Origin of the sequence: Marinobacter sp. F3R08 (assembly GCF_018860425.1) — a bacterium.
GTDB lineage: Bacteria > Pseudomonadota > Gammaproteobacteria > Pseudomonadales > Oleiphilaceae > Marinobacter.
Map to the genome: position 1 here is coordinate 854968 of NZ_JAHKPI010000014.1, position 20277 is coordinate 875244.

Below are 20277 nucleotides of genomic sequence, written 5' to 3' on the forward strand. Positions count from 1 at the left end.
TTCGCTCTTCTATCGGGTGGATTCCAGCGAGTCGAAAAGGTTTTGGCTGATCGCTCGGGCACTGGTCAGGAGTGCTGTTACAAGTCTTTCGTAGTGATCATCTGACAGTCTGGATCGCCTGAGGCAGCAGCTCAGGGCGGCGATTGGTCTTCGGTCTTTGTCAAAGACCGGGACAGCGATACCGGTGAATTCCGGTGGATCGGAGTCTTCAACACCGCAGGTGATTTCCAGATGCTGGCAGTTGGCAATGGCTTCTTTTACACGACGCTGGTTAATGCCCCGTGCCCGCAGGAAGGCAGGTTCGTTGTGGTCAAGAATATGCGCTTGTTCGGGTTCGCTCATGAAACTCAGTATCGCAATAGACGCCTGGCCAACTCCGAAGGGAATACGGTCACCTTTCTGACGGGTATAGCTCCGTGCCGGGTGCCGACCATCAACTATGTCCAGGCACAGCACATGAAATCCGTCCGGCACCATCAGGAAAAAGCTGTCTCCTAGCGTTTCGGCCATGTCCAGAAGGTGCATGTGCGCGATGTTGTCCAGAGCGTCGCGAATGAGTTCACCCCAACCAAGAAGTTCCGGCCCCGGGTATACCGAACCGCGATTCAGGGGCTGTCTCAGCAATCCCAGATCCTTTAGCGCCCGGACCAGCCGGTACACAGTTGGCGTACTCAGCCCTGACGCCTCGACAAGTTGAGATATGGATTGGCCTCGATAACCTGCCCTGATCACGAGTTGAAGCAATGAATAGCTCCTGTCCAGGGTCTGAATCCCGCTTCGTTGCATTTTCTTCGGCTCATTCTGCTTGGTGTTTATCACTGTACCCGTTGCCGTGCTTATTGGCTTATCGCGAGGTGAGAAAATACTTCACTTTCTGTTCTTAAAATTCATATATAAAAAATAAATGCACAGGTGAATGGCTTGTGCTGACAAAGTGTTCCATGAGGCATTTTTGTATGCTTATATGATTGCATATTAAATTTTTGAGAGCTTGTCGTGACGTTTAAACCAGCACAAAAATGGGAAGGCCGGATAGATAAGGAAGAAAATCCGGATGCAATTCGTTGGCATCAGAAGGTGTCATCGTCGCCAACTGCCGGTGTTGGTTCGACGGTTGGTTTGCTTGGTTTTGCCTGTGATGCGGGAGTCCGCAGAAATAAGGGCCGACTGGGCGCTGCAGCGGGGCCTTATGCCTTACGTCGTCAGTTGGCAAACCTGGCGTGGTATGGCGACGACGACCTGTCGGTACAGGATTTCGGCACTGTTGAGGTTGCTGGTGATGCTCTGGAGCCGGGGCAGGAGGAGCTGGCCTCAAAGGTTGCTGACACGTTGCCGCTCGTTCGCCGTCTTTTGGTTGTTGGTGGAGGGCATGAGACAGCATGGGGTAGCTTTTCTGGCCTTGCCCGTGTCTTTGACCCGACCACGACTCGAATTGGCATTATCAATCTGGATGCTCATTTCGATCTGCGCATGACGGGTGAGCAGGGGCCTTCGTCCGGTACGCCCTTTGCCCAGATCGCTGAGCAATTTGGGCGAGAAGCCTTTCATTATTGTTGTCTTGGTCTTGCAAGAACCAGTAATACCCGGTCTCTTTTCGGGCGTGCCGATGAGTTGGGTGTCAGCTACCGGGAGGACCGGGATATGCGTGTATCGGATATCCCCGAAGTGCTGGAGCAAATACGTGATTTTTGTCAGGGCATGGACATGCTCTATCTGACCATCGACCTTGATGTGCTGCCGCACTATCAGGCTCCGGGTGTCAGCGCTCCAGCGGCACGAGGTGTTGCACTGGAAGTGATTGATGCGGTGATCGATGAGGTGGAGCACCTCGCCCGCTCGCTTCCCCAGGGCATGCCCCTGGTAGAAATATCCGAATTGAACCCTGAATTCGACGAATCTGGCGTGACCGCTAAAACGGCGGCCCTGCTGGCGGACGCACTTCTGTGTCCTAACCGCCGTCCGTGAGGCGGCACCCCTAAGTTCAAACAGAAAAGGAAGGTGCAACAATGAGAAAACTGAAGACGATTCTTGTGTCTGCTGCCTTGGGAGTCGGCCTCGCCGCTGGTGCTGCTCAGGCGCAAGAGAGAGTGTTTTTTGGCATTGCGACCGGCGGAACGGGCGGTACTTACTACCCTCTTGGCGGCATGCTGGCGCAAGTGATTTCCAATAATGCCGATCTCGATGGCAAGAAGCTGTCCGCAACGGCCGAAACGGGCAACGCCTCAGTCGCCAACGCCGGTCTGCTGGGACGTGGTGATATCGAGTCTGCTTTTGTGGCCGCTGATATTCTGGATTCTGCTTATAAGGGCAAAAATCAGTTCGAGGGTAAGGCACAAAAGAACCTGCGGGCTTTGGGAGCACTTTACCCGGAAACGGTCCAGTTGGTGGCTCAGCCCGGACTTGATTCGTTCACCGACCTGGAAGACAAATCGGTTAGCTCAGGATCCCCCGGTTCCGGCCAATGGCAGCTGCTGGGCGACCTGCTCAACGCTCACGGAATGAGCCGTGACGATGTGAACGAAGATTACTCGTCATTTTCCCAGTCTGCTGAAAAGATCAAGGATGGTAACCTGGATGCATCTTTGATTACCGCAGGTGCTCCGACTGCCTCCATCGTAGAACTGGCCAATGGACATGACATCAGCGTTATTCCTCTGACTGGCGATCCCATCAAAAAACTACAGGAAACCCAGCCGTACTACACGTCCACGGTGCTGCCTGCCGGAACTTACAAGGGGGTCGACAAGGATGTTGAAACGATCGCTGTCCGTGCTATCTGGGCAACTCATGCGGATTTGCCGGAAGACATCGCCTACGCCGTGACCAAGGCGCTTTACGAGAACACCGAAACGCTTGGCAAGGTTCATGTGAAAGGCAAGGAAATCTCGGTTGAGACCGCGCTTGAGTCTGTTTCTATCCCGCTGCACCCCGGTGCGGAGAAGTATTTCCGTGAGAAGGGTGTCATTGAATAAGGTTGCCTTGCGCCTGCTGCTGGCTGGGGTTCTTTCCTCGGCCGGTCATTTGCAGGCTGATGGTCTTGAGATCAGTCAGTATCGGGAGGGCAGGTTGTTAACCTGCGTTCCCGTGACTGACGGGATGTTTGAACTCTCGTTCATCCACTCCGTATCGTTGACGCCAGTGACGGACTTCTATCGTCTCATTACGTCCCCGGTTGGTGATCTGACGATCTCTCAGACAGCCGAAGTTTTCATTGCTCACGGACAGGGTTTGCCATCACTGGTAAATGAACCGGACGCCTTGTCATTTGAGCATCGGAATGGCCAGTTCATTTTGAAGATGGATCGTAAGATTGGTCGCCTGGTTGTTCGTACCGATCAACGCTTCAAAAACAGACTTCACACTGGCAACAGCACGATCAATTTAAATCAATGGCCGGACAGCGGGCTGCTGTTTACACCGGTCTCTAACTGCCAACAATAACTCAGAGTCAACGGGTATGAGCAATTCGAACAGCCAGACGGCCAGCGGTTCGTCATCCACCGGACCTGAAATGCACCAGGCGGATCTGGATAGCCTGATAAAAAAGTTCGATAACGAATCGAATTTCCGAGATCTCAAAGGTGCTCTCAAAACGCTGGTGACCGTTACCTGCGTCGTTCTCAGTGTCTTCCATATTTACACAGCGGGTTTCGGCCTGCTGAATGAAGTGACCCACCGTAACGTGCATATGGCCTTCATCATGGGCCTGCTGTTTATCGTGTTTCCCAGGCGGCAACCGAAGCATTTCAAACTCAACGTCGGGTTGAGCCTTCTATACGGCGCGTTCTACCTCTTGATTGCCCACCAGCTGGTTCAAGCGCTGGCCGGCGACATCCCAGCCTGGTGGGGGTGGGGGATATACGCGTTTGCCGCGCTGATGGGATTGTCTGCCTTGCCCGTAGCTGCTCTGGGTGGTCGTAATAAGCCCAGCTGGATTGACTGGCCGTTGATGTTGGCGGGAGCTGGCTTTTCCGCCTATCTGATCGTCTTCTTCGATGAGATCTTCATTATCAACGTTGGTTTCCCGCAGGCTTTTGATTACATGATGGGTGGTGTCGCCGTGATGTTGGTCGTTGAGGGCGCTCGCCGGACCATGGGAGAGTCATTGTCCATCATTGGCGTACTGGCGTTGTTGTATGCGATGTTTGGCCCCTATCTGCCAGGTGTGATGGCGCACCGGGGGTATGACATTATCCGCTTGGTGGAGCATTTGTACCTGGGCACGGAAGGCATCTACGGCATCGCTATTGGCGTGGTTGCCACCTACGTTTACCACTTTGTGTTATTTGGTGTGCTTGCTCAGGCGTCCGGTCTTGGCCAGTTGTTCATCGAGTTGGCGACACTGGTTGCAGGCCGTTACTCCGGGGGACCGGCAAAAGTGTCTGTCGTTTCATCGGGCTTTTTCGGCATGATCTCAGGTTCCCCGGTTGCGAATACCGTTACGACCGGGGCATTTACAATCCCGATGATGAAAAAGTACGGCTTCAGCGGTCGTTTTGCCGCCGCTACAGAGGCTGCTTCTTCTTGTGGTGGGCAGATCACTCCGCCGATCATGGGCGCTTCGGCTTTTGTCATGTCTGAAATGCTGGGCGTACCCTACAATGAGCTGATTCTCATCGCCATCATTCCGGCTGCATTCCATTACCTGGCCACCCTCTGCATGGTTCATTTCGAGGCCCGTCGCCTTAACCTCAAGGGCATGCCGGCTGACCAGATTCCCCGCCTGGGCGCTGTGCTCTCCAAACATTGGCATCAAGTGATTCCGCTGGTGGTGATGGTGACACTGTTGCTGATGCAGTTTACGCCGTTTCTGGCTGCATTCTGGGGCATCATCCTGACGATTGGCTGCTCCTATATCCCCTTGGTTTTGCGGCCCCTGGGTTTCAGGAAGCTGGATCATGAGAGCGTGCTTACACCTCGTCGTTTGATCGATGGCCTTGAAGAAGGCGCCAAACAGTCCATTGCCATTACCGCCGCCTGTGCCTGCGTTGGTTTCCTGCTAGGTGTTACCACGCTGACCGGACTTGGTTTCAAGTTCTCTGGCGCCATCGTTGGTCTGGCTCATGATTTCGGCAGTACGCTTGCCGCATTCATACCCTTCGATCTGGTGACCGAAAACAGTTTGACGCTGTTTATCGCGCTGTTATTGGTGGCTGTCGCCTGTATCCTGATGGGCGCTGGGATTCCAACCACACCGACCTACATCATTCTGGCCTCCATTGTGGCTCCGGCGCTGGATGATTTCGGGATCGCGTTGCTGGCGTCCCATTTCTTTATCTTCTATTACGGTGTGCTGGCGGATGTGACACCACCGGTTGCCTTGGCCGCCTATGCGGGGGCGGGCATTTCAGGCTCTGATCCAATGAGGACGGGCACTACGGCCTTCCGGCTGTCCATGGGCAAGGCGCTGGTGCCATTGATGTTTATCTACGCGCCAAGCCTGCTGTTCCTTGACTTTACCTGGTACGAGTTCTCGATTGCCATGATCAGTGGCATCCTGTGCATTGTCGCGTTGTCGGCTGCTTATATCGGATTCTTCAGCGCGCCGCTTTCGAAACCAGAGAAAATCCTCCTGAGCCTTGCCGGGTTGTCGCTGGTGGCACACAGTCCGTGGCTGCTGCTGATTTCCGGGGGCCTGGTTTTCTTGATCCTTGGCAGAAACTATAGAATCGGAAACTATCAGTTAGCGACTCAGACGGGATAGGGAGTAAACCACTTGAGTGAGAAAGACTATACCGTGCCAGCCCTGTACAAGGGGCTGCGCATCCTGGAGATGTTCGACAGTACTTGTCGGGCATTGAGCCAGGTGGAGATGGCCGAACGCCTGGGGGTGAGCACAAGCTCGATTTACCGGATTGTGCAGACCCTGACATCCATGGGTTACCTGAACAAAATCGGAACCAACACCTATGCGCTCGGCACTCAAGTGGTTTCCCGGGGTTTCAGCTACCTTGCCAATCGTGAAATAGTCGAGGTTGCTGCCTCATTTATTACTCAGTTGCGCGATGGCACTTCGTTGTCCAGTCATGTCGGGGTTCGTGACGGCACCGAAGTGCTCTATGTGTTTCGAGCGCTGGCCTTGCAGCGGGTGTCGGTCAACGTGCCTGTGGGTACCCGCTTCCCGCTGCATACAACGGCTATGGGCAGGGCGCTTTTGATGGGGATGACTCCCGCTGAGCTGCAAAGTCTTTTCCAGGGACAGCGGCTGGATGGTTACCCTCGACCCGCGCCCCAGACAATGCCCGAACTGATTTCTCTTTGTGAAAAAGAGCGCGCACAAGGGTGGACTCATCATTATTCGGACCACTCAACGGCACTGGCAGTACCTATCCGGAACTTTACCGGGCAGGTGATCGCTGCCATTAATATTTCTGGTCCGGATCCAGTGATGAATGCAGACGGGGTGATGGAAACGTTGCGCTCTGAGTTGAGACAGACTGCAACCGAAATCATGAGGCAGGTCGGTGGAATCTAGCCGCCTGAGGCTTTAACTGCCAGGGCGTGACCGACGGATGGCTGCGCCAGTCTCAAGGCGGGACTGGCGGGCGCTGACTACGTGGCGCCCCAGAAACAACAAAGCCCGCACAAGGCGGGCTAAGTCATTGAATAATGGTGCCCGGAGGCGGAATCGAACCACCGACACGGGGATTTTCAATCCCCTGCTCTACCAACTGAGCTATCCGGGCGTGTTGCGCTACTGCTGTGCAACGGGGCGCTATTAAACCGGTTTCGATGTTTTGAGTCAAGGCTGAGCCGGAAAAAAATACGAATCTTTTCAGACCTGCTCAGCCTTTGATCAATCCGGCTTTATTGTTCTGGTGGAACGTAGCCGTCGGCCTTGTCGAAAGGCTCGTTATTGAAGAAGTGCTCCATCTGCGCCTGCAGGTATTTACGGGTGTTCGGGTCCATCAGGCTCAGGTGCTTTTCATTTATCAGCATGGTCTGTTGGGCCTGCCATTCTTCCCAGGCCTGTTTCGATACGTTCTCGAAGATATCCTGGCCTCTGGCGCCCGGCATGGGCGGGAAATCCAGGCCATCCAGCTCTTTCTGGTATTTACGGCAGAAAACGGTGCGGCTCATGGCGGCTCCTGTTGGCATGTGTCAGTGGCGGTGATGATAACAGATCGAAACGGGCGAAGGCCCGGGTGGTGCGGTTCAAAGCAGGGCTGCTTGCTCAGGTTCGGTAAGCAGGGAGCGAATCGGTGCCGGTAGCCCGAGGTTCAGAGCATCATGGCGGTGCAGCCATTTCAGGTGATCCCGGTCTGCGATACTGGTGGCGTTGCCTTTCACGTTCAGGCGCGCGGGCTGTATGTGCAGGTGGTAATGGGAAAACGTGTGACGGAAACCACTGATCAGCTTCGGTTCTCCGCAATCCAGCCCCAGGTTCTGTTCGCAGGCTTCCTGGAGTTCGTCTGCACCATAGGCCGGGTCCAGTTCAGGCAGGCTCCAGAGGCCGCCCCAGATGCCACTGGGCGGACGGCGTTCGAGCAAAATCCGTCCCTCGTCGTCTTCAAGGATCACCATCCAGGTGGTCTTCTCAGGCTTGGCCTTTTTGGGTTTGGAGCCCGGGTAGAGTGTGGTTTCGCCCCGGGCATAGGCCTGGCAGCCGTCTTGCAGCGGGCAGCTGTCGCAGGTTGGACGGCTGCGGTTACACACCATGGCGCCCAGATCCATGATGCCCTGGGTGTAGTCGCGCACGCGTTGCTCCGGGGTGTGCTCCTCTGCCCGTTGCCAGAGCTGGTTCAGCACGGCGGTCTGGCCCGGCCAGCCGGGGATGGCGTGGTAGCGGGCCAGTACGCGTTTTACGTTGCCGTCGAGTATGGCCGCGCGAATGCCGAATGCCTGGGCCAGTATTGCGGCAGCGGTGGAGCGCCCGATCCCGGTGAGGGCCTCAAGCTGTTCCTGGTTTTGCGGAAACTCACCACCGAAGTCACGAACGACCGCCTGGGCGGCTTTCTGCAGATTTCGGGCCCGGGCGTAATAGCCGAGGCCAGACCAGTGACTGAGCACATCGTCCACAGGAGCTTCGGCCAGTGCCCGGACATCCGGAAAACGCTTCATGAACGCTTCGAAGTAGGGGATGACGGTAGTGACCTGGGTTTGCTGCAGCATGATCTCCGAAACCCACACGCGGTAGGCGTTCCGGTTATGGTGCCACGGCAGGTCATGCCGGCCGTGGCTGTCGTACCAGTTCAGCAGTTTGTGGGCGAAACTGTCGGGCATCAGTTGAGCAGGCCTTTGAGTTTGTCGCCGAGTTCATCGCCCAGTTTTTCCTTGATCTTCTCTTCCGCCTTGTCCTTGGCTTTATTCACTTCCTCTTGCGCCTTGGCTTTGGCTGCGTTCGCCGCGATGGTTTTCAGGGTGTCCCTGAAGCGTGAGCCATCGAAAGAGCAGAGGCCGCCGGGGTTCTCGGCGAAGTTGCCACGGCATTCCACCGGAATAACCGCGTTCTCAACATACTCGGTAACCCGGCAGGCGTTGTCCCGGTGGATCTCGCCCACAACTCTCAGACCCACTTCGTAGTCGATCTGGCTCTGGGCCATGTCCACGGTACCATTGCCTTCAAGCCGCATGCCGGCCAGCGCTGCTACCAGGTCGGTGTTGTTCAGGGTGTTGCCGTTGATGTCCAGGGTGCCGTGCATATCGTTAAAGGGCGTGCTGGTGCCCCAGTCTGTCGTTGTCAGTTCATCCTGGTTCACCAGAGCGATTCCCTGACAGGCCATATGGGTCAGATTCATCTGGCGAAATTCGCCTTCAGCCAGATTGAAGCTGATCTGACCATCGGCATTGCTGCGCAGTGCCGAGATGCGGTTGCCGCTGGAGGTGGCATTGATCTTCAGGTTGGCGCCGCCGATGAGCATGTCCACTTCCGCGAGATCGGTCAGCAGGGGCAGGGTTTGTACGTTGGTGACATCCGAGCCAACGGACCATTTCGGATTATCGCTGCGGGCATCGAGGGTCACATTGGCGCCAAAGCTGCCTTCGTACAGCTGACCACTGAATTCATCTACCTTCAGCAGGCCGTCCTTGGCGGTTGTGCTGGCCTTGATTTCGTTGATGGTCAGGTTGCTGACGATCAGCTGGCCGAGGCCCAGATCAATGTCCAGCAGCAGGCTGCGAATGGTCTCCAGGGGCAGAAGATCGCCCTCTGGTCCGGAGGCGGCGGTTTCCTGGGGGGCAGGCGCCTCTTCGGTTTGTTGCTCTGTATCTCCGTCGGATTGAGGTGGCAGGTACCGGTCTGCGTTCAGCTCGTCGCCCTGGAGTTTAAACACGATACCGGTGTCAGCCAGGTTGTAGCTGCCTGAGCCGTTGAACGTGGTGTCATCCAGCTTGATGGTCAGATCGGTCAGCTCCACCTTGCCGGCAGGGCCGCCAATGCCGGTGGAGAACGCGATCGCTTCAAGCACGTCCGGGTCGCTGGTTTCCATTGCGGGCTGGCCAAGATTGTCGAGCAGTTCCTTGAGGGAAAACTCGGCAATTGACACTTCACCGCTCAGTGTTGGCTTGTCACCGAATCCGGAAACAGTCAGGTCGGTAGACAGGTTCAGGTTTGCGAGGCTGGCAGTAAAGTCGCTCAGGTTGGCGGTTTCGTTTTCCAGGTTGGCCCTGGCAGAACCGGCCAGCTCAGCCGTGACTTCTTTGCCGCCGAATGGCTCGCCAGTCATGTCGAACACGGCAGTCAGACCGGACACGGCGAAATCGTTGAGAGCCTGGTTGGCGGCAAGCTGGGCGCTGATGCTTCCATCCACTTCAAATGTAGGCTGGGTCGTGGCAACCCGGAATCCGATTTCCAGAGGGAACTCTGAGCCCAGAGTGATGTTACTGGCATTAACGGTGAAGTTATCCAACGTGACTGACTGGCCCGTGGTCTTGTCGGAGTAGTGCACCTGGGCATTGCTGATCTGAACATTTTCAACATTGAAATTGAGGGCCTCACCACTGGCACCCTCATCTTCCTGTGCCGGCTCATCCTGGGCGCCCGCTGTTTCTTCTGTTGCCGCTCCGGGCGGCTTCTCGGGCATGATGCGTGTCCAGTTGCCGTTACCCTGCTCATCCACTTCGAGGCGGGCGTCAAGCCCGTCAAGCACGAAGGTATCTACCTTCGGAGACATGGCAATGAGTGACCAGAAGTCGATCTGGGCGACCAGCTGCTCCAGGGCAATAAAGCGATTGCCTTCCAGCGTGGCCTCTACGGAATTCAGCTCCAGACCCAACGGAATGAAAGACCAGCTAATGTCGCCTTCCAGCAGCAGGTCCAGGTTTGTTGCATCCTCAACGGCCTGCTCAATCTGAGGTTTGTAATCGTTGGGGTTAATCACTGCCATGGCGATGGCAACGGCGGCCACGGCGAGAATGATCAGCGCAACCAGGCCAATGAACGCATAACGGAGGGCTTTCATGATTAAGGCTTCCTTCCTGATGTTGGGAGCTTGCAGTAATTCGGGGCGAATATCGACGCCAATGACCCAAAGGATAACGCAGGGTTAACAAATTAACAGCGCAGGAGTATGACAATGCCGTAGTGTTGGGCCAAAATACATATCCTTGATTTTACGACTACATTGATGCCAATAAACATAAGAAGGAGTTGGCCGTGGCTATTACTGTTTCGATTGAGCTGAACCGGGAACTTGAAATTCCGGGAAGCTACGATGACGTCTTTGATCTGCTGGCGGATGTGCCACGTTCTGCCAGCCACTTCCCCAAGGTCCATAAACTGACCGATCTTGGTGACAACACCTACCGCTGGGAGATGGAGAAAGTCGGCGTCGACAAGCATGCGATTCAATCCGTGTATGCCTGCAAATACCATTCGGATAAAGAAGCCGGAACGATCACCTGGGACCCTGTTAAGGGGGAAGGTAATGGTATTGTGAGCGGTTCCTGGACCGTCAGATCCACTGGAGAACAGGCCACCACGGTGAAGTTTCGCACTAGTGCAGAACTCACCGTGCCGCTGCCAAGCCTGCTCAAGCTGGCAATCAGCCCGGTGATCAAACACGAGTTCAACAGCCTCGTGGACACCTACATGAACAATCTCAAGAAGGCGTTCTGACCGCGTTTTCTATCAGGTCGATTAAACCGGTTGTGGGACTCCAGGGGGCATAGAAGGTATAATTGCCGGATTATCTATTTCCGGCATTATGCCGCTCAATTGTCACGGAGCCCCCATGGCCGAACGTAAGGCTCGGGTAGAACGAAATACCCTTGAAACCCAGATTACCGTTGAGATTGATCTCGACGGCACCGGCAAATCCAGTTTCGACACAGGCGTCCCCTTCCTCGAGCACATGATGGACCAGATTGCGCGGCATGGTCTCGTGGATCTGAATATTGTTTCCAAGGGCGACCTGCACATTGACGATCACCATACGGTGGAAGATATCGGTATCACCCTCGGGCAGGCTTTCAAGCAGGCTGTTGGTGACAAGAAAGGTATCCGTCGTTACGGCCATGCCTATGTGCCTCTGGATGAAGCCCTGTCTCGCGTGGTGATTGATCTGTCTGGCCGCCCGGGCCTGATGATGGACGTACCCTATACCCGGGGCGCCGTTGGCGGCTTCGATGTGGATCTGTTCGAGGAATTCTTCCACGGCTTCGTGAACCACTCCATGGTGACCCTGCATATCGATAATCTGAAGGGCAAGAACACCCATCACCAGATTGAAACTGTGTTCAAGGCCTTTGGCCGCGCTCTTCGCATGGCTATCGAGATGGACGATCGAATGGCGGGTATTACCCCGTCGACCAAAGGCTCGCTGTAACCGGCTACCCAAGGACACCGCAACAATCATGAAAACCGTTGCCATAATCGACTACGGCATGGGCAATCTTCACTCTGCCAAAAAAGCGGTAGAGCACGTAGCCCCGAACACCACCGTTCTGGTCACCGACAACGCCGACAGAATCCGTGAAGCCGATCATGTGATTCTTCCGGGAGTGGGCGCTATCCGCGAATGTATGGCGGAAATCCGCCGCCTGGGCGTCGACACCCTGGTTCGCGAAGTTTCCAGGGATCGACCCTTTCTGGGTATCTGCGTTGGTATGCAGGCCCTGATGTCCCGCAGTGAAGAGAATGGCGGCGTTGACTGTATCGGCCTGTTTCCATCGGAAGTGCGTTACTTCGGCGACCATCTGACCGAAAACGGAGAGCGCCTGAAGGTGCCCCACATGGGCTGGAACCAGGTGCAGCATACGATCGAGCATCCCCTGTGGCACAAGATTCCGGACGATGACCGGTTCTATTTCGTGCACAGCTTCTACGCCGAAGCTGACGGAAATGCTGATATGGCCGGCCGCACGCACTACGGCGTGGACGTTGCGGCGGCGGTAGCGAGAGATAATATTTTTGCCGTGCAATTCCACCCGGAGAAGAGTGCCCGGGCAGGTTTGCAGTTGCTTGAGAATTTTACAAACTGGACTGGAAAATGCTGATAATCCCCGCTATTGATCTGAAAGACGGCAAATGCGTGCGCCTGCGCCAGGGTCGGATGGACGACTCCACGGTCTTTGGTGACGATCCCGTCGATATGGCGACCCGGTGGGTCGAAGCCGGTGCTCGTCGCCTGCATCTGGTCGATTTGAATGGCGCCTTTGCCGGCGAGCCGGTCAACGGCGAGATCGTACAGGCCATCGCCCGAAAATACCCCGATCTGCCGATTCAGATCGGTGGTGGTATTCGCTCAGCAGAGACCATCGAAGCCTATCTCAAGGCTGGCGTGCAGTGGGTCATCATCGGCACCAAGGCCGTGAAAGAGCCTGAATTCGTGACTGAGATGTGCAAGAAGTTTCCTGGCCATATCATTGTTGGGCTGGACGCCAAAGATGGTCGTGTAGCCACCGATGGCTGGGCGGAAGTCTCTGAGGTGATGGCTACCGATCTGGCCAAGCGGTTTGCCAATGATGGTGTGGACGCCATTGTTTACACGGACATCAATCGTGACGGCATGATGCAGGGCGTAAATGTGGAAGCCACTGCGGCACTGGCAGAAGAGGGTGGCATCCCGGTCATTGCCTCCGGAGGAGTGACCAACATGGACGACTTGAAACGCCTGGCTACCGTGGCGGACAAAGGCATTCTTGGCGCCATCACCGGTCGTGCCATTTACGAAGGTACACTGGATGTGGCGGAAGCCCAGGCTTTCTGCGACAGCCTGAAGGGGTAGGAAGTTATGGCTCTGGCGAAACGCATCATTCCCTGTCTGGATGTCGACAAAGGCCGTGTGGTAAAGGGCGTTAACTTCGTTGATATCCGCGATGCCGGTGACCCTGTGGAAGTGGCCCGTCGTTATAATGAACAGGGTGCCGATGAGATCACTTTTCTGGATATCACGGCCAGTCACGAAAGCCGGGACACCACCTATGAAACCGTTGAGCGTATGGCGGCGGAAGTTTTCATCCCGCTGACGGTTGGCGGAGGTGTGCGCACCGTGGATGACATACGCAAGCTGCTGAATGCCGGTGCCGACAAGGTGTCGATCAATACGGCAGCTGTCTTCAATCCCGAGTTTGTTCAGGAAGCGTCAGAGCGTTTCGGTAGCCAGTGTATTGTGGTGGCCATTGATGCCAAGCGGGTCAGTGAGGAAGGTGCCGAGCCGCGCTGGGAAATTTTCACCCATGGTGGACGTAAGCCAACCGGGCTGGACGCCGTTGACTGGGCCCGCAAGATGGTGGAGATGGGCGCTGGCGAGTTACTGCTGACCAGTATGGATCGCGACGGTACCAAGGTTGGCTTTGATCTGGGCCTGACCAGGGCGATCAGTGACGCTGTTATTGTGCCGGTGATTGCCTCCGGGGGTGTCGGAGAACTGCAGCACCTGGCTGATGGCGTAACCGAGGGTGGGGCTGATGCCGTTCTGGCGGCTTCTATTTTCCACTTTGGTCAGCACACCATTCCTGAGGCCAAGGCTTTTATGAAGAGCCAGGGTATAGAAGTCCGGGACTGATCCACAGAGGAGTGGAGGAAAACGCGCCTCTGCTCCGCTTTATTCCTTTCTTGCAAAAGCGGGTCTGATCGCCTGTTTTTCTCCCTCTGCAAACATTTCACGGTTACCGTTACGCACAGCCCAAAGGCCGCTGACGGTGGCAATGGCGATGCCTTGTCGATCCAGCTCAGGAAGGTGCTTTTCCAGGTAATCCACGGTGACGGTGTGGGGGTGGCCAATGCCAATGGCACTGCCGTTCTGTCGGGCACGTTTGATCAGTAGCTTGAACTGCTGATCCACAAATTCCTCGGTTTGCTCGTGGTCGAGGAAGACGTCACGGGTCATGGTTGGTACCTGGTAGGCGGCAGCTACATCACCGGCAACAGACGATGCGATGGTGCGGCTGTCAATAAAATAAACCGGGTAGCGATACAGTTCTTTCATCACCCAATCCATGGGTTGAAGCTGCTGGGTCAGCAGGCTGCCCATGTGGTTGTTGACGCCCTGGACATGAGGAATGGACTGGAGTGCCCTGCGCAGTGTGCTGGTTATGCTCTGTTCGTCCATGTCCTGCGTCAGACCACCGGGCCCAAGGCCGTAGTTGTGGGTATTGGCCATGGGGGCGTGCAGCATGATTTCCTTATGCCGGTCATGGGCCAGCCGGGCAAGCCGGTCTGTATGACGACGATAGGGCAGGAACGCCAGTGTCAGGGGGTGATCCAGGTTTACCAGGCGTTCCCCTTCAATCAGGTTGTGGCCCATGTCATCGATAATGATGGCAATGGTCGGTGGCAGAGCCTTCCTTGCTGGTTCTGCTGACACTGAGCCGGCCCCGCTCCACAAGGTCAGGGCCAGCACGAAACACGCTAATCTCACTGATCGCTTCCTTCGGCCTTGCTACCGTTGTTCGGGGTCAGAATGCGGATGCCTTTAAGCAGGTTCAGTGCCGAGCGCAGCTGGTAATCCCGATCTGCAAGAGAGCTGCGTTCACTTTCCGCATCTGCCTCACCATCTTCTTGCTGGCCTTCGTTCTGACCCACAAGGTGGCCGCTGAGATCCGCTTCGGTGAAGAAGGGTTTGCTGTCGATCTCTTTCAGTTCTGCCGGTCGCACTTCTATATCCGGCTTGATGCCCGTGGCCTGAATGGAACGGCCATCAGGCGTGTAGTAGCGCGCAGTGGTCATTTTGATGGCATGGGTCTCATCCAGGGGGATGACCGTTTGAACGCTGCCTTTGCCAAACGATTGAGTGCCCATGACGACAGCCCGCTCGTGATCCTGGAGCGCGCCCGCGAGAATCTCGGAGGCGGAGGCGGAGCCACCGTTAATCAGAACCACAATGGGGGTGCCCTCCATGATGTCGCCAGCGCCTGCGCTGAATCGCAGGCGTGAACTCTGGATTCGACCTTCAGTGTAGACTATCAACCCATTATCCAGCACCGCATCAGCAGTCTCGACGGCAGCCTGGAGAACCCCGCCCGGGTTGTTGCGAAGATCGATGACCAGTCCGTCCAGATCCCGGCCAAGCTCGTCCTCCAGCCCGCTGAGGGCGTTTTTGAACTGTGCGCCCGTGTCTGCCTGAAACTGGGTAATGCGTACATAGCCGTAGCCATTTTCCAGCATCCGGGATTTCACACTGGTGACTTTGATAATGTCGCGCCTGACATCGATTTCAATGGGGCCGGTCTCGCCTTCGCGCATGATGGTCAGCGTCAGCACAGAATCAGGCTTACCCCGCATCAACTGGACGGCCTCTTCCAGGCTCATGCCTTTCACCGGCTTTTCATCAAGCTTGATGATCAGGTCTCCGGCCTGGACGCCAGCTTTCTGGGCCGGCGTATCGTCGATAGGGGCGATCACTTTTACAAAGCCGTTTTCCATGCCGACTTCAATACCCAGTCCGCCAAATTCGCCGGAAGTGCTTTCTTCCAGTTCCTCGTAATCTTTGGGAGCCAGATAGGTCGAATGGGGATCAAGGTCCGACAGCATGCCTTTGATAGCGCTCTCGAGGAGTTCGCGATCGCTTACTTCCTCTACATAGGCGTCCTTGATCCGGCTGAAGACCTCTGTAAATTTACGGAGGTCCTCCAGTGGGAGCTGTTTCTCGGGATCGGGCAGGCTGATTTCAACCCGTTCGCCGTTCTGAACGCTTTCCAGAAGCTGTTCGGTGGTGGTGTCTTTGTCTTGTGCCCAGGTCAATCCGGAAGCAGTGGCGAAACAGGTCGCGAGCGCAATGCTGCGTAATGGAAAGGCATGGAGAGTAATTCGGACCCGTTTCATTCACATATCCTGTTTTGATTCCGATAGTTGGACTGGATTCCCTGACTTACGACAGTATGGCGTTACCCGCGGCGTTTGTCAGCCCTCCAGGAACCTCTCAATTCGCGAGCCAGCGCCCGGGATTGTCGGGCTTGCCCTTGTGCCGGATTTCAAAGTACAAAGCCGGAGAGTCCGTGCCGCCAGTGCGGCCTGCCTGGGCTATGGACTCGCCGGCAGCCACCCAGTCTCCCGGGCTGGTGAACAGGCTGCTGCTGTGCCCGTACAGTGTCATGTAGCCATCGCCGTGATCAATGATGGTGATCAGGCCAAAGCCCCGGAGCCAGTTGGCGAAGACGACCCGACCATAATGAATGGCGCGGATTTCAGCCTGCTCTCCGGTGCTTATGAGCAGACCGTTGCGGCGCAGTTTGCCGTCGGCGTATTGATCGCCATAACGGCTGATTACCTTACCCTGGACCGGCCAGGGGAGCTTGTTGCGCAAAGAGGCGAAAGGCTGGGATTCGTTGGGTGAGGGGATGTTGTTGATTGCCTGCTGCACTTCCTCCAGCAGAGTTTCCAGTCGTTTGCGATCCGACTCCAGTTCGTCCCGTTCACCTCGGCGGTTCCGGATATCGGTATCGAGGGCGGCCAATGTCTGTTGGCGCTCGTCTTTCGAGGCTGTCAGTTCCTGCTGGCGTTTTGCGGCATCTTCTTCGGTTCTGGCCAGTTCAACCCGGGTCGACTGGACCTGGGCTTGAGTCTTTCTGAGCTCCCGCAGGCTTTGTCGGAATGCTTCGAGGCGATCGACGGTGTCTTTGCTGAGGTATTCGTAATAGGTCATGGTCCGGGCAATCCTGTCCGGATCAATTTCATTGAGGAGTACCTTTACCGCCGGTGTATCCCCTTCCATCCAGGCAGCGCGGATCTGTTTTCTGAGGCTGTCTCGCTGACGGTCCAGCGTGCGGGTGAGCTCTTGCGCCTCGGTCTTCAGCGCCTCGAGTTTTTGCTGTTGTTGCTCTGCCTGTTGACGCAGAGAGCGGCGTTCCCGCGTCAGGCGGCTGATTTTCTTTTCGGTAGCAGTAAGCTGCCGCTCCACGGCGGAGCGGTCTTCTTCTGCATCCTCCAGCCAATCGTCGATGTCCTCAATACGTTTCTTGAGTTCCTCGACCTGTGCCGGGGTGACATCCTGCTGAGCGGCTGCTGACGCTGCACCCAGGAATATGGAGAGCGCCAGAATTGCGGAAAGTCGCAAAGGTTGGTTCCGATCCCCGATCAGCTGATCTTAACCAGGCTATGCCCGGTCATTTCCGCTGGTTGCTCCAGCCCCATCAGGGAAAGCAATGAGGGGGCGACGTCGCTCAGGCTGCCATCGTTTTTCAGGCTAACCTCGCGGTGACCGGTATAGACCAGTGGCACCGGACCGATCGTATGGGCGGTGTGAACCTGCCCCGAGTTGGGGTCGGTCATCTGTTCGCAGTTGCCGTGGTCGGCTGTAATCAGTGCCTCGCCGCCGACCTCATCGAGGGCTTCAACAACACGTCTCACGCAGGTGTCCAGGCATTCAGCTGCCTTGATGGCGGCATCGAGCTTCCCGGTATGACCCACCATATCTCCGTTCGCATAATTGCAGACAACCAGATCGTACTTGCCACTCTTGATGGCTTCTACGAGCTTGTCAGTTACTTCGGGCGCGCTCATCTCCGGTTGCAAATCGTAGGTAGCCACCTTGGGTGAGGGCACCAGGATACGGTCTTCGCCCTCAAACGGCGTTTCCAGTCCGCCGTTGAAGAAGAACGTAACGTGGGCGTATTTTTCGGTTTCGGCAATGCGCAGCTGGGTCTTGCCCTGCTTGGCCATGTACTCGCCGAGTCCGTTGGAAAGCTGTTCCGGCGGGTAGGCGCAGGAGGTCTTGATGTCGGCTGCGTACTCGGTCAGCATCACGAAGTCGGCCAGTTCCGGGTGTTTCTTGCGCTCGAAGCCCTCAAAATCCTGATCGACAAACGTGCGAGTCATTTCTCGGGCCCTGTCGGCCCGGAAATTCATGAACAGAACCGTATCGCCATCATTGATAGTACCTTCCGGTTCGCCTGGGGCGTGGATCCGGGTGGGTGTTACGAACTCGTCGTTTTCACCGCGTTCGTAGGCCTGTTCCAGACCGGATACCGGATCTGGTGCAATGAATTCTGAGGTGCCCTGGGTCATCAGGTTGTAGGCAGTTTCGACCCGGTCCCAGCGGTTATCCCGATCCATTGCGTAATAGCGTCCTACGATGGATGCAACGCGTCCTACGCCAAGACTCTTGAGTCTGGCTGCGGCTTTCTCCAGTGAAGGTTTTGCGCTGCGGGGAGGCATGTCACGGCCATCAAGGAAGGCATGTACGTACACTTCCTTCGCCCCACGGGAAGCCGCCAGTTCAGCGGCGGCAATGATGTGCTCTTCATGGCTGTGCACGCCACCAGGCGACAGCAGGCCCATTAAGTGAACCGCGCGTCCGCTCTGAACAGCCTTATCGATTGCAGAACACAGCACCTCATTTTTCTGAAAAGTACCTTCTTCAAGGTCCTTGTCGATCCGGGTGAGGCTCTGATAGACCACGCGTCCTGCGCCCAGGTTCATATGGCCAACTTCGGAGTTGCCCATTTGCCCCTGCGGCAACCCAACGAACATGCCTGAGGTATTGATCAGGGTCCTGGGCTGGCTCTGCCAGAGTTTGTCCCAGAATGGGGTGTTGGCGTTACTGATGGCGTTGTCTTCGGCCGGGTCGCGGTGGCCCCAGCCGTCCAGGATAATAAGTGCAGTCGGCTTGCGCATTGCGGTCATCATTAGTTCCGGAAGTAAAATATTAGTAAATTTACTAAAACGAGAGTCGAGTCTAGCTATTTTCGCATTTACTGACCAGTTTAGTCACCTTCTGTCAGGGGGGCAGGCTGTGTATAATCCCGCCAAACTCATTGTCAGGGTAAATTCATGGACCGGTTGTTTGAATTTGTCGTTAACCACTACATTCTTGTGTCGCTGTTTGTGGCATTCCTGGTCGCTATCCTTATTCTGGAATCCCGTCGTGGCGGTGCCAAAATCTCGGCCCAGGGCGCAGTCAATCTGATTAACAAAGACGAAGCCGTTGTAGTAGATATCCGCGACCGGAAGGAGTTTGGCGAGGGTCGCATTACAGGCTCCGTCAACATCCCCCTGAACAGCCTGAAGAGCCGGGTGGGCGAGCTGAACAAGTTTAAGGACAAGCAGATTATTGTTGCCGACAAGATGGGACAGCATTCAGCCATGGCGGTTAAACAGCTGAATGCGGAAGGCTTTACCGATGTCGTCCGACTGAACGGTGGCGTTGCTGACTGGAAGGCCAGCAATCTTCCGCTGGTGAAGAAATAAGGCGACCCTTGATCTGAAGATCATTCTGCCGCACTGTTTCACATAAGCTGGCCGAGTGCCAAAGTAGAATGTTCCGGCACTCCACTTCATAACAACGGGCTCAGGCCCATGATCGAGAACGAAAGGACTGAAAATGGCTGAGAATCAGCAAGCTGCAGCAGGCAGTGACAACCAGAACCAACCCCAGTTTGCCCTTCAGCGCATCTATGTGAAGGATCTGTCTTTTGAATCGCCAAACTCTCCTGCGGTGTTTCAGGAGCAGTGGAAGCCGCAGGTTAATCTGGATCTGAATACGTCCCACAACAAAGTCAGCGATAACCAGTATGAAGTTGTGCTGTCTCTGACCATTACCGCGAAAGTTGGCGAGAAAGTAGCTTACATCGTCGAAATTCAGCAGGGCGGTGTATTCCTGGTTCAGGGTATTGATGGCCAGCAGCTGGGCCAGATGCTCGGTGCTTACTGCCCGACTATCCTGTTCCCGTATGCCCGCGAAGCGATCGACGGGATCGTAAATAAAGGCAGCTTCCCGGCCCTGATGCTGGCGCCGGTGAACTTCGATGCCATTTATGCCCAAGCGCTCAAGCGCAAGCAGGAAGAGGCGGCTGGCGAGGCAAGCGAAGAGCAGCCACAGACGCACTGATCGGAAATACCCTATTCCGTGATAACAAAACCGGCTTCGGCCGGTTTTTTTGTGCCTGCATAAAAATTCG

20 protein-coding genes and 1 tRNA gene are annotated in these 20277 nt (G+C 55.8%); 12 read left to right on the top strand and 9 right to left on the bottom strand.

What is annotated here, in order from left to right; translation table 11 throughout:
• Positions 1-9: 9 nt before the first annotated feature.
• Positions 10-786 (bottom strand): IclR family transcriptional regulator, encoded by a 777-nt coding sequence (locus KO499_RS06925; protein ID WP_215982964.1) that lies wholly within the window; start codon positions 784-786, stop codon positions 10-12.
• A gap of 210 nt (positions 787-996) precedes the next feature.
• Between KO499_RS06925 and hutG the strand changes: the two genes are divergently transcribed.
• Genes hutG through KO499_RS06950 form a run of 5 tightly spaced genes read left to right on the top strand, consistent with a single transcriptional unit; the run spans position 997 to position 6475 of the window.
• A complete protein-coding gene (hutG, locus tag KO499_RS06930; protein WP_215982965.1) occupies positions 997-1965 on the top strand; it encodes a formimidoylglutamase in 969 nt (322 codons plus the stop codon).
• A 41-nt stretch (positions 1966-2006) separates the two neighbouring features.
• A complete protein-coding gene (locus KO499_RS06935) occupies positions 2007-2972 on the top strand; it encodes a TAXI family TRAP transporter solute-binding subunit (RefSeq protein WP_215982966.1) in 966 nt (321 codons plus the stop codon).
• Positions 2965-3441: a DUF1850 domain-containing protein gene (locus KO499_RS06940; protein WP_215982967.1), complete on the top strand. Its 477-nt coding sequence runs from the start codon at positions 2965-2967 to the stop codon at positions 3439-3441. Before KO499_RS06935 ends, KO499_RS06940 begins: the two co-directional genes overlap by 8 nt.
• A gap of 16 nt (positions 3442-3457) precedes the next feature.
• A complete protein-coding gene (locus tag KO499_RS06945) occupies positions 3458-5704 on the top strand; it encodes a TRAP transporter permease (protein ID WP_215982968.1) in 2247 nt (748 codons plus the stop codon).
• A gap of 12 nt (positions 5705-5716) precedes the next feature.
• Entirely contained in the window at positions 5717-6475 is a 759-nt protein-coding gene (locus KO499_RS06950) for an IclR family transcriptional regulator (RefSeq protein WP_215982969.1), read from the top strand.
• A 135-nt stretch (positions 6476-6610) separates the two neighbouring features.
• Here the strand turns inward: KO499_RS06950 and KO499_RS06955 are convergent.
• The 4 genes from KO499_RS06955 to KO499_RS06970 form a co-directional block, all read right to left on the bottom strand.
• A tRNA-Phe gene (locus tag KO499_RS06955) sits at positions 6611-6686 on the bottom strand.
• Positions 6687-6807: 121 nt separating this feature from the next.
• Positions 6808-7080 (bottom strand): oxidative damage protection protein, encoded by a 273-nt coding sequence (locus tag KO499_RS06960; RefSeq protein WP_215982970.1) that lies wholly within the window; start codon positions 7078-7080, stop codon positions 6808-6810.
• A 75-nt stretch (positions 7081-7155) separates the two neighbouring features.
• Positions 7156-8223 carry an A/G-specific adenine glycosylase gene (gene mutY, locus KO499_RS06965; RefSeq protein WP_215982971.1) on the bottom strand — a complete coding sequence of 356 codons (1068 nt, stop codon included), beginning with the start codon at positions 8221-8223 and terminating at the stop codon, positions 7156-7158.
• Positions 8223-10400 (bottom strand): AsmA family protein, encoded by a 2178-nt coding sequence (locus tag KO499_RS06970; protein WP_215982972.1) that lies wholly within the window; start codon positions 10398-10400, stop codon positions 8223-8225. Before KO499_RS06970 ends, mutY begins: the two co-directional genes overlap by 1 nt.
• Before the next feature lie 194 nt (positions 10401-10594).
• On the opposite strand from KO499_RS06970, the gene KO499_RS06975 reads away from it, so the two are divergent.
• The 5 genes from KO499_RS06975 to hisF all read left to right on the top strand — a co-directional run bounded on the left by KO499_RS06975 (position 10595) and on the right by hisF (position 13946).
• Positions 10595-11056, top strand: coding sequence for an SRPBCC family protein (locus KO499_RS06975; RefSeq protein ID WP_215982973.1), 462 nt, complete (start codon positions 10595-10597; stop codon positions 11054-11056).
• 115 nt (positions 11057-11171) lie between these two features.
• Positions 11172-11765 carry an imidazoleglycerol-phosphate dehydratase HisB gene (hisB, locus tag KO499_RS06980; RefSeq protein ID WP_215982974.1) on the top strand — a complete coding sequence of 198 codons (594 nt, stop codon included), beginning with the start codon at positions 11172-11174 and terminating at the stop codon, positions 11763-11765.
• 28 nt (positions 11766-11793) lie between these two features.
• Positions 11794-12435, top strand: coding sequence for an imidazole glycerol phosphate synthase subunit HisH (gene hisH / locus KO499_RS06985; RefSeq protein ID WP_215982975.1), 642 nt, complete (start codon positions 11794-11796; stop codon positions 12433-12435).
• Positions 12429-13166: a 1-(5-phosphoribosyl)-5-[(5-phosphoribosylamino)methylideneamino]imidazole-4-carboxamide isomerase gene (hisA, locus tag KO499_RS06990; RefSeq protein WP_215982976.1), complete on the top strand. Its 738-nt coding sequence runs from the start codon at positions 12429-12431 to the stop codon at positions 13164-13166. The genes hisH and hisA overlap by 7 nt, the downstream gene beginning before the upstream one ends.
• A gap of 6 nt (positions 13167-13172) precedes the next feature.
• A complete protein-coding gene (gene hisF / locus KO499_RS06995) occupies positions 13173-13946 on the top strand; it encodes an imidazole glycerol phosphate synthase subunit HisF (RefSeq protein WP_215982977.1) in 774 nt (257 codons plus the stop codon).
• 39 nt (positions 13947-13985) lie between these two features.
• On the opposite strand, the gene KO499_RS07000 is transcribed toward hisF, so the two are convergent.
• The 4 genes from KO499_RS07000 to gpmM form a co-directional block, all read right to left on the bottom strand.
• Positions 13986-14774: a divergent polysaccharide deacetylase family protein gene (locus tag KO499_RS07000; RefSeq protein WP_228339842.1), complete on the bottom strand. Its 789-nt coding sequence runs from the start codon at positions 14772-14774 to the stop codon at positions 13986-13988.
• A 23-nt stretch (positions 14775-14797) separates the two neighbouring features.
• On the bottom strand, positions 14798-16204 hold the full coding sequence (locus KO499_RS07005) for a S41 family peptidase (protein WP_215982978.1): 1407 nt from the start codon (positions 16202-16204) through the stop codon (positions 14798-14800).
• Positions 16205-16301: 97 nt separating this feature from the next.
• Positions 16302-17435 carry a murein hydrolase activator EnvC family protein gene (locus KO499_RS07010; RefSeq protein WP_215982979.1) on the bottom strand — a complete coding sequence of 378 codons (1134 nt, stop codon included), beginning with the start codon at positions 17433-17435 and terminating at the stop codon, positions 16302-16304.
• 20 nt (positions 17436-17455) lie between these two features.
• Positions 17456-19003, bottom strand: coding sequence for a 2,3-bisphosphoglycerate-independent phosphoglycerate mutase (gene gpmM, locus KO499_RS07015; RefSeq protein WP_215982980.1), 1548 nt, complete (start codon positions 19001-19003; stop codon positions 17456-17458).
• A gap of 147 nt (positions 19004-19150) precedes the next feature.
• Here gpmM and KO499_RS07020 point away from each other — a divergent pair, with 147 nt between their 5' ends.
• Together KO499_RS07020 and secB are read left to right on the top strand one after the other, a co-directional pair.
• Positions 19151-19567: a rhodanese-like domain-containing protein gene (locus tag KO499_RS07020; RefSeq protein WP_215982981.1), complete on the top strand. Its 417-nt coding sequence runs from the start codon at positions 19151-19153 to the stop codon at positions 19565-19567.
• Positions 19568-19700: 133 nt separating this feature from the next.
• A complete protein-coding gene (secB, locus tag KO499_RS07025) occupies positions 19701-20207 on the top strand; it encodes a protein-export chaperone SecB (RefSeq protein WP_215982982.1) in 507 nt (168 codons plus the stop codon).
• Positions 20208-20277 lie beyond the last annotated feature (70 nt).

Bases quoted from the DNA above. Each gene is read 5' to 3' on its own strand.
- KO499_RS06945 (WP_215982968.1), top strand. From the start codon at position 3,458: ATGAGCAATTCGAACAGCCAGACGGCCAGCGGTTCGTCATCCACCGGA.
- mutY (WP_215982971.1), bottom strand. From the start codon at position 8,223: ATGCCCGACAGTTTCGCCCACAAACTGCTGAACTGGTACGACAGCCAC.
- hisF (WP_215982977.1), top strand. From the start codon at position 13,173: ATGGCTCTGGCGAAACGCATCATTCCCTGTCTGGATGTCGACAAAGGC.
- KO499_RS06935 (WP_215982966.1), top strand. From the start codon at position 2,007: ATGAGAAAACTGAAGACGATTCTTGTGTCTGCTGCCTTGGGAGTCGGC.
- KO499_RS06925 (WP_215982964.1), bottom strand. From the start codon at position 786: ATGCAACGAAGCGGGATTCAGACCCTGGACAGGAGCTATTCATTGCTT.
- hisA (WP_215982976.1), top strand. From the start codon at position 12,429: ATGCTGATAATCCCCGCTATTGATCTGAAAGACGGCAAATGCGTGCGC.
- KO499_RS06970 (WP_215982972.1), bottom strand. From the start codon at position 10,400: ATGAAAGCCCTCCGTTATGCGTTCATTGGCCTGGTTGCGCTGATCATT.
- gpmM (WP_215982980.1), bottom strand. From the start codon at position 19,003: ATGACCGCAATGCGCAAGCCGACTGCACTTATTATCCTGGACGGCTGG.
- KO499_RS07005 (WP_215982978.1), bottom strand. From the start codon at position 16,204: ATGAAACGGGTCCGAATTACTCTCCATGCCTTTCCATTACGCAGCATT.
- hisB (WP_215982974.1), top strand. From the start codon at position 11,172: ATGGCCGAACGTAAGGCTCGGGTAGAACGAAATACCCTTGAAACCCAG.
- KO499_RS07020 (WP_215982981.1), top strand. From the start codon at position 19,151: ATGGACCGGTTGTTTGAATTTGTCGTTAACCACTACATTCTTGTGTCG.
- KO499_RS06960 (WP_215982970.1), bottom strand. From the start codon at position 7,080: ATGAGCCGCACCGTTTTCTGCCGTAAATACCAGAAAGAGCTGGATGGC.
- hisH (WP_215982975.1), top strand. From the start codon at position 11,794: ATGAAAACCGTTGCCATAATCGACTACGGCATGGGCAATCTTCACTCT.
- secB (WP_215982982.1), top strand. From the start codon at position 19,701: ATGGCTGAGAATCAGCAAGCTGCAGCAGGCAGTGACAACCAGAACCAA.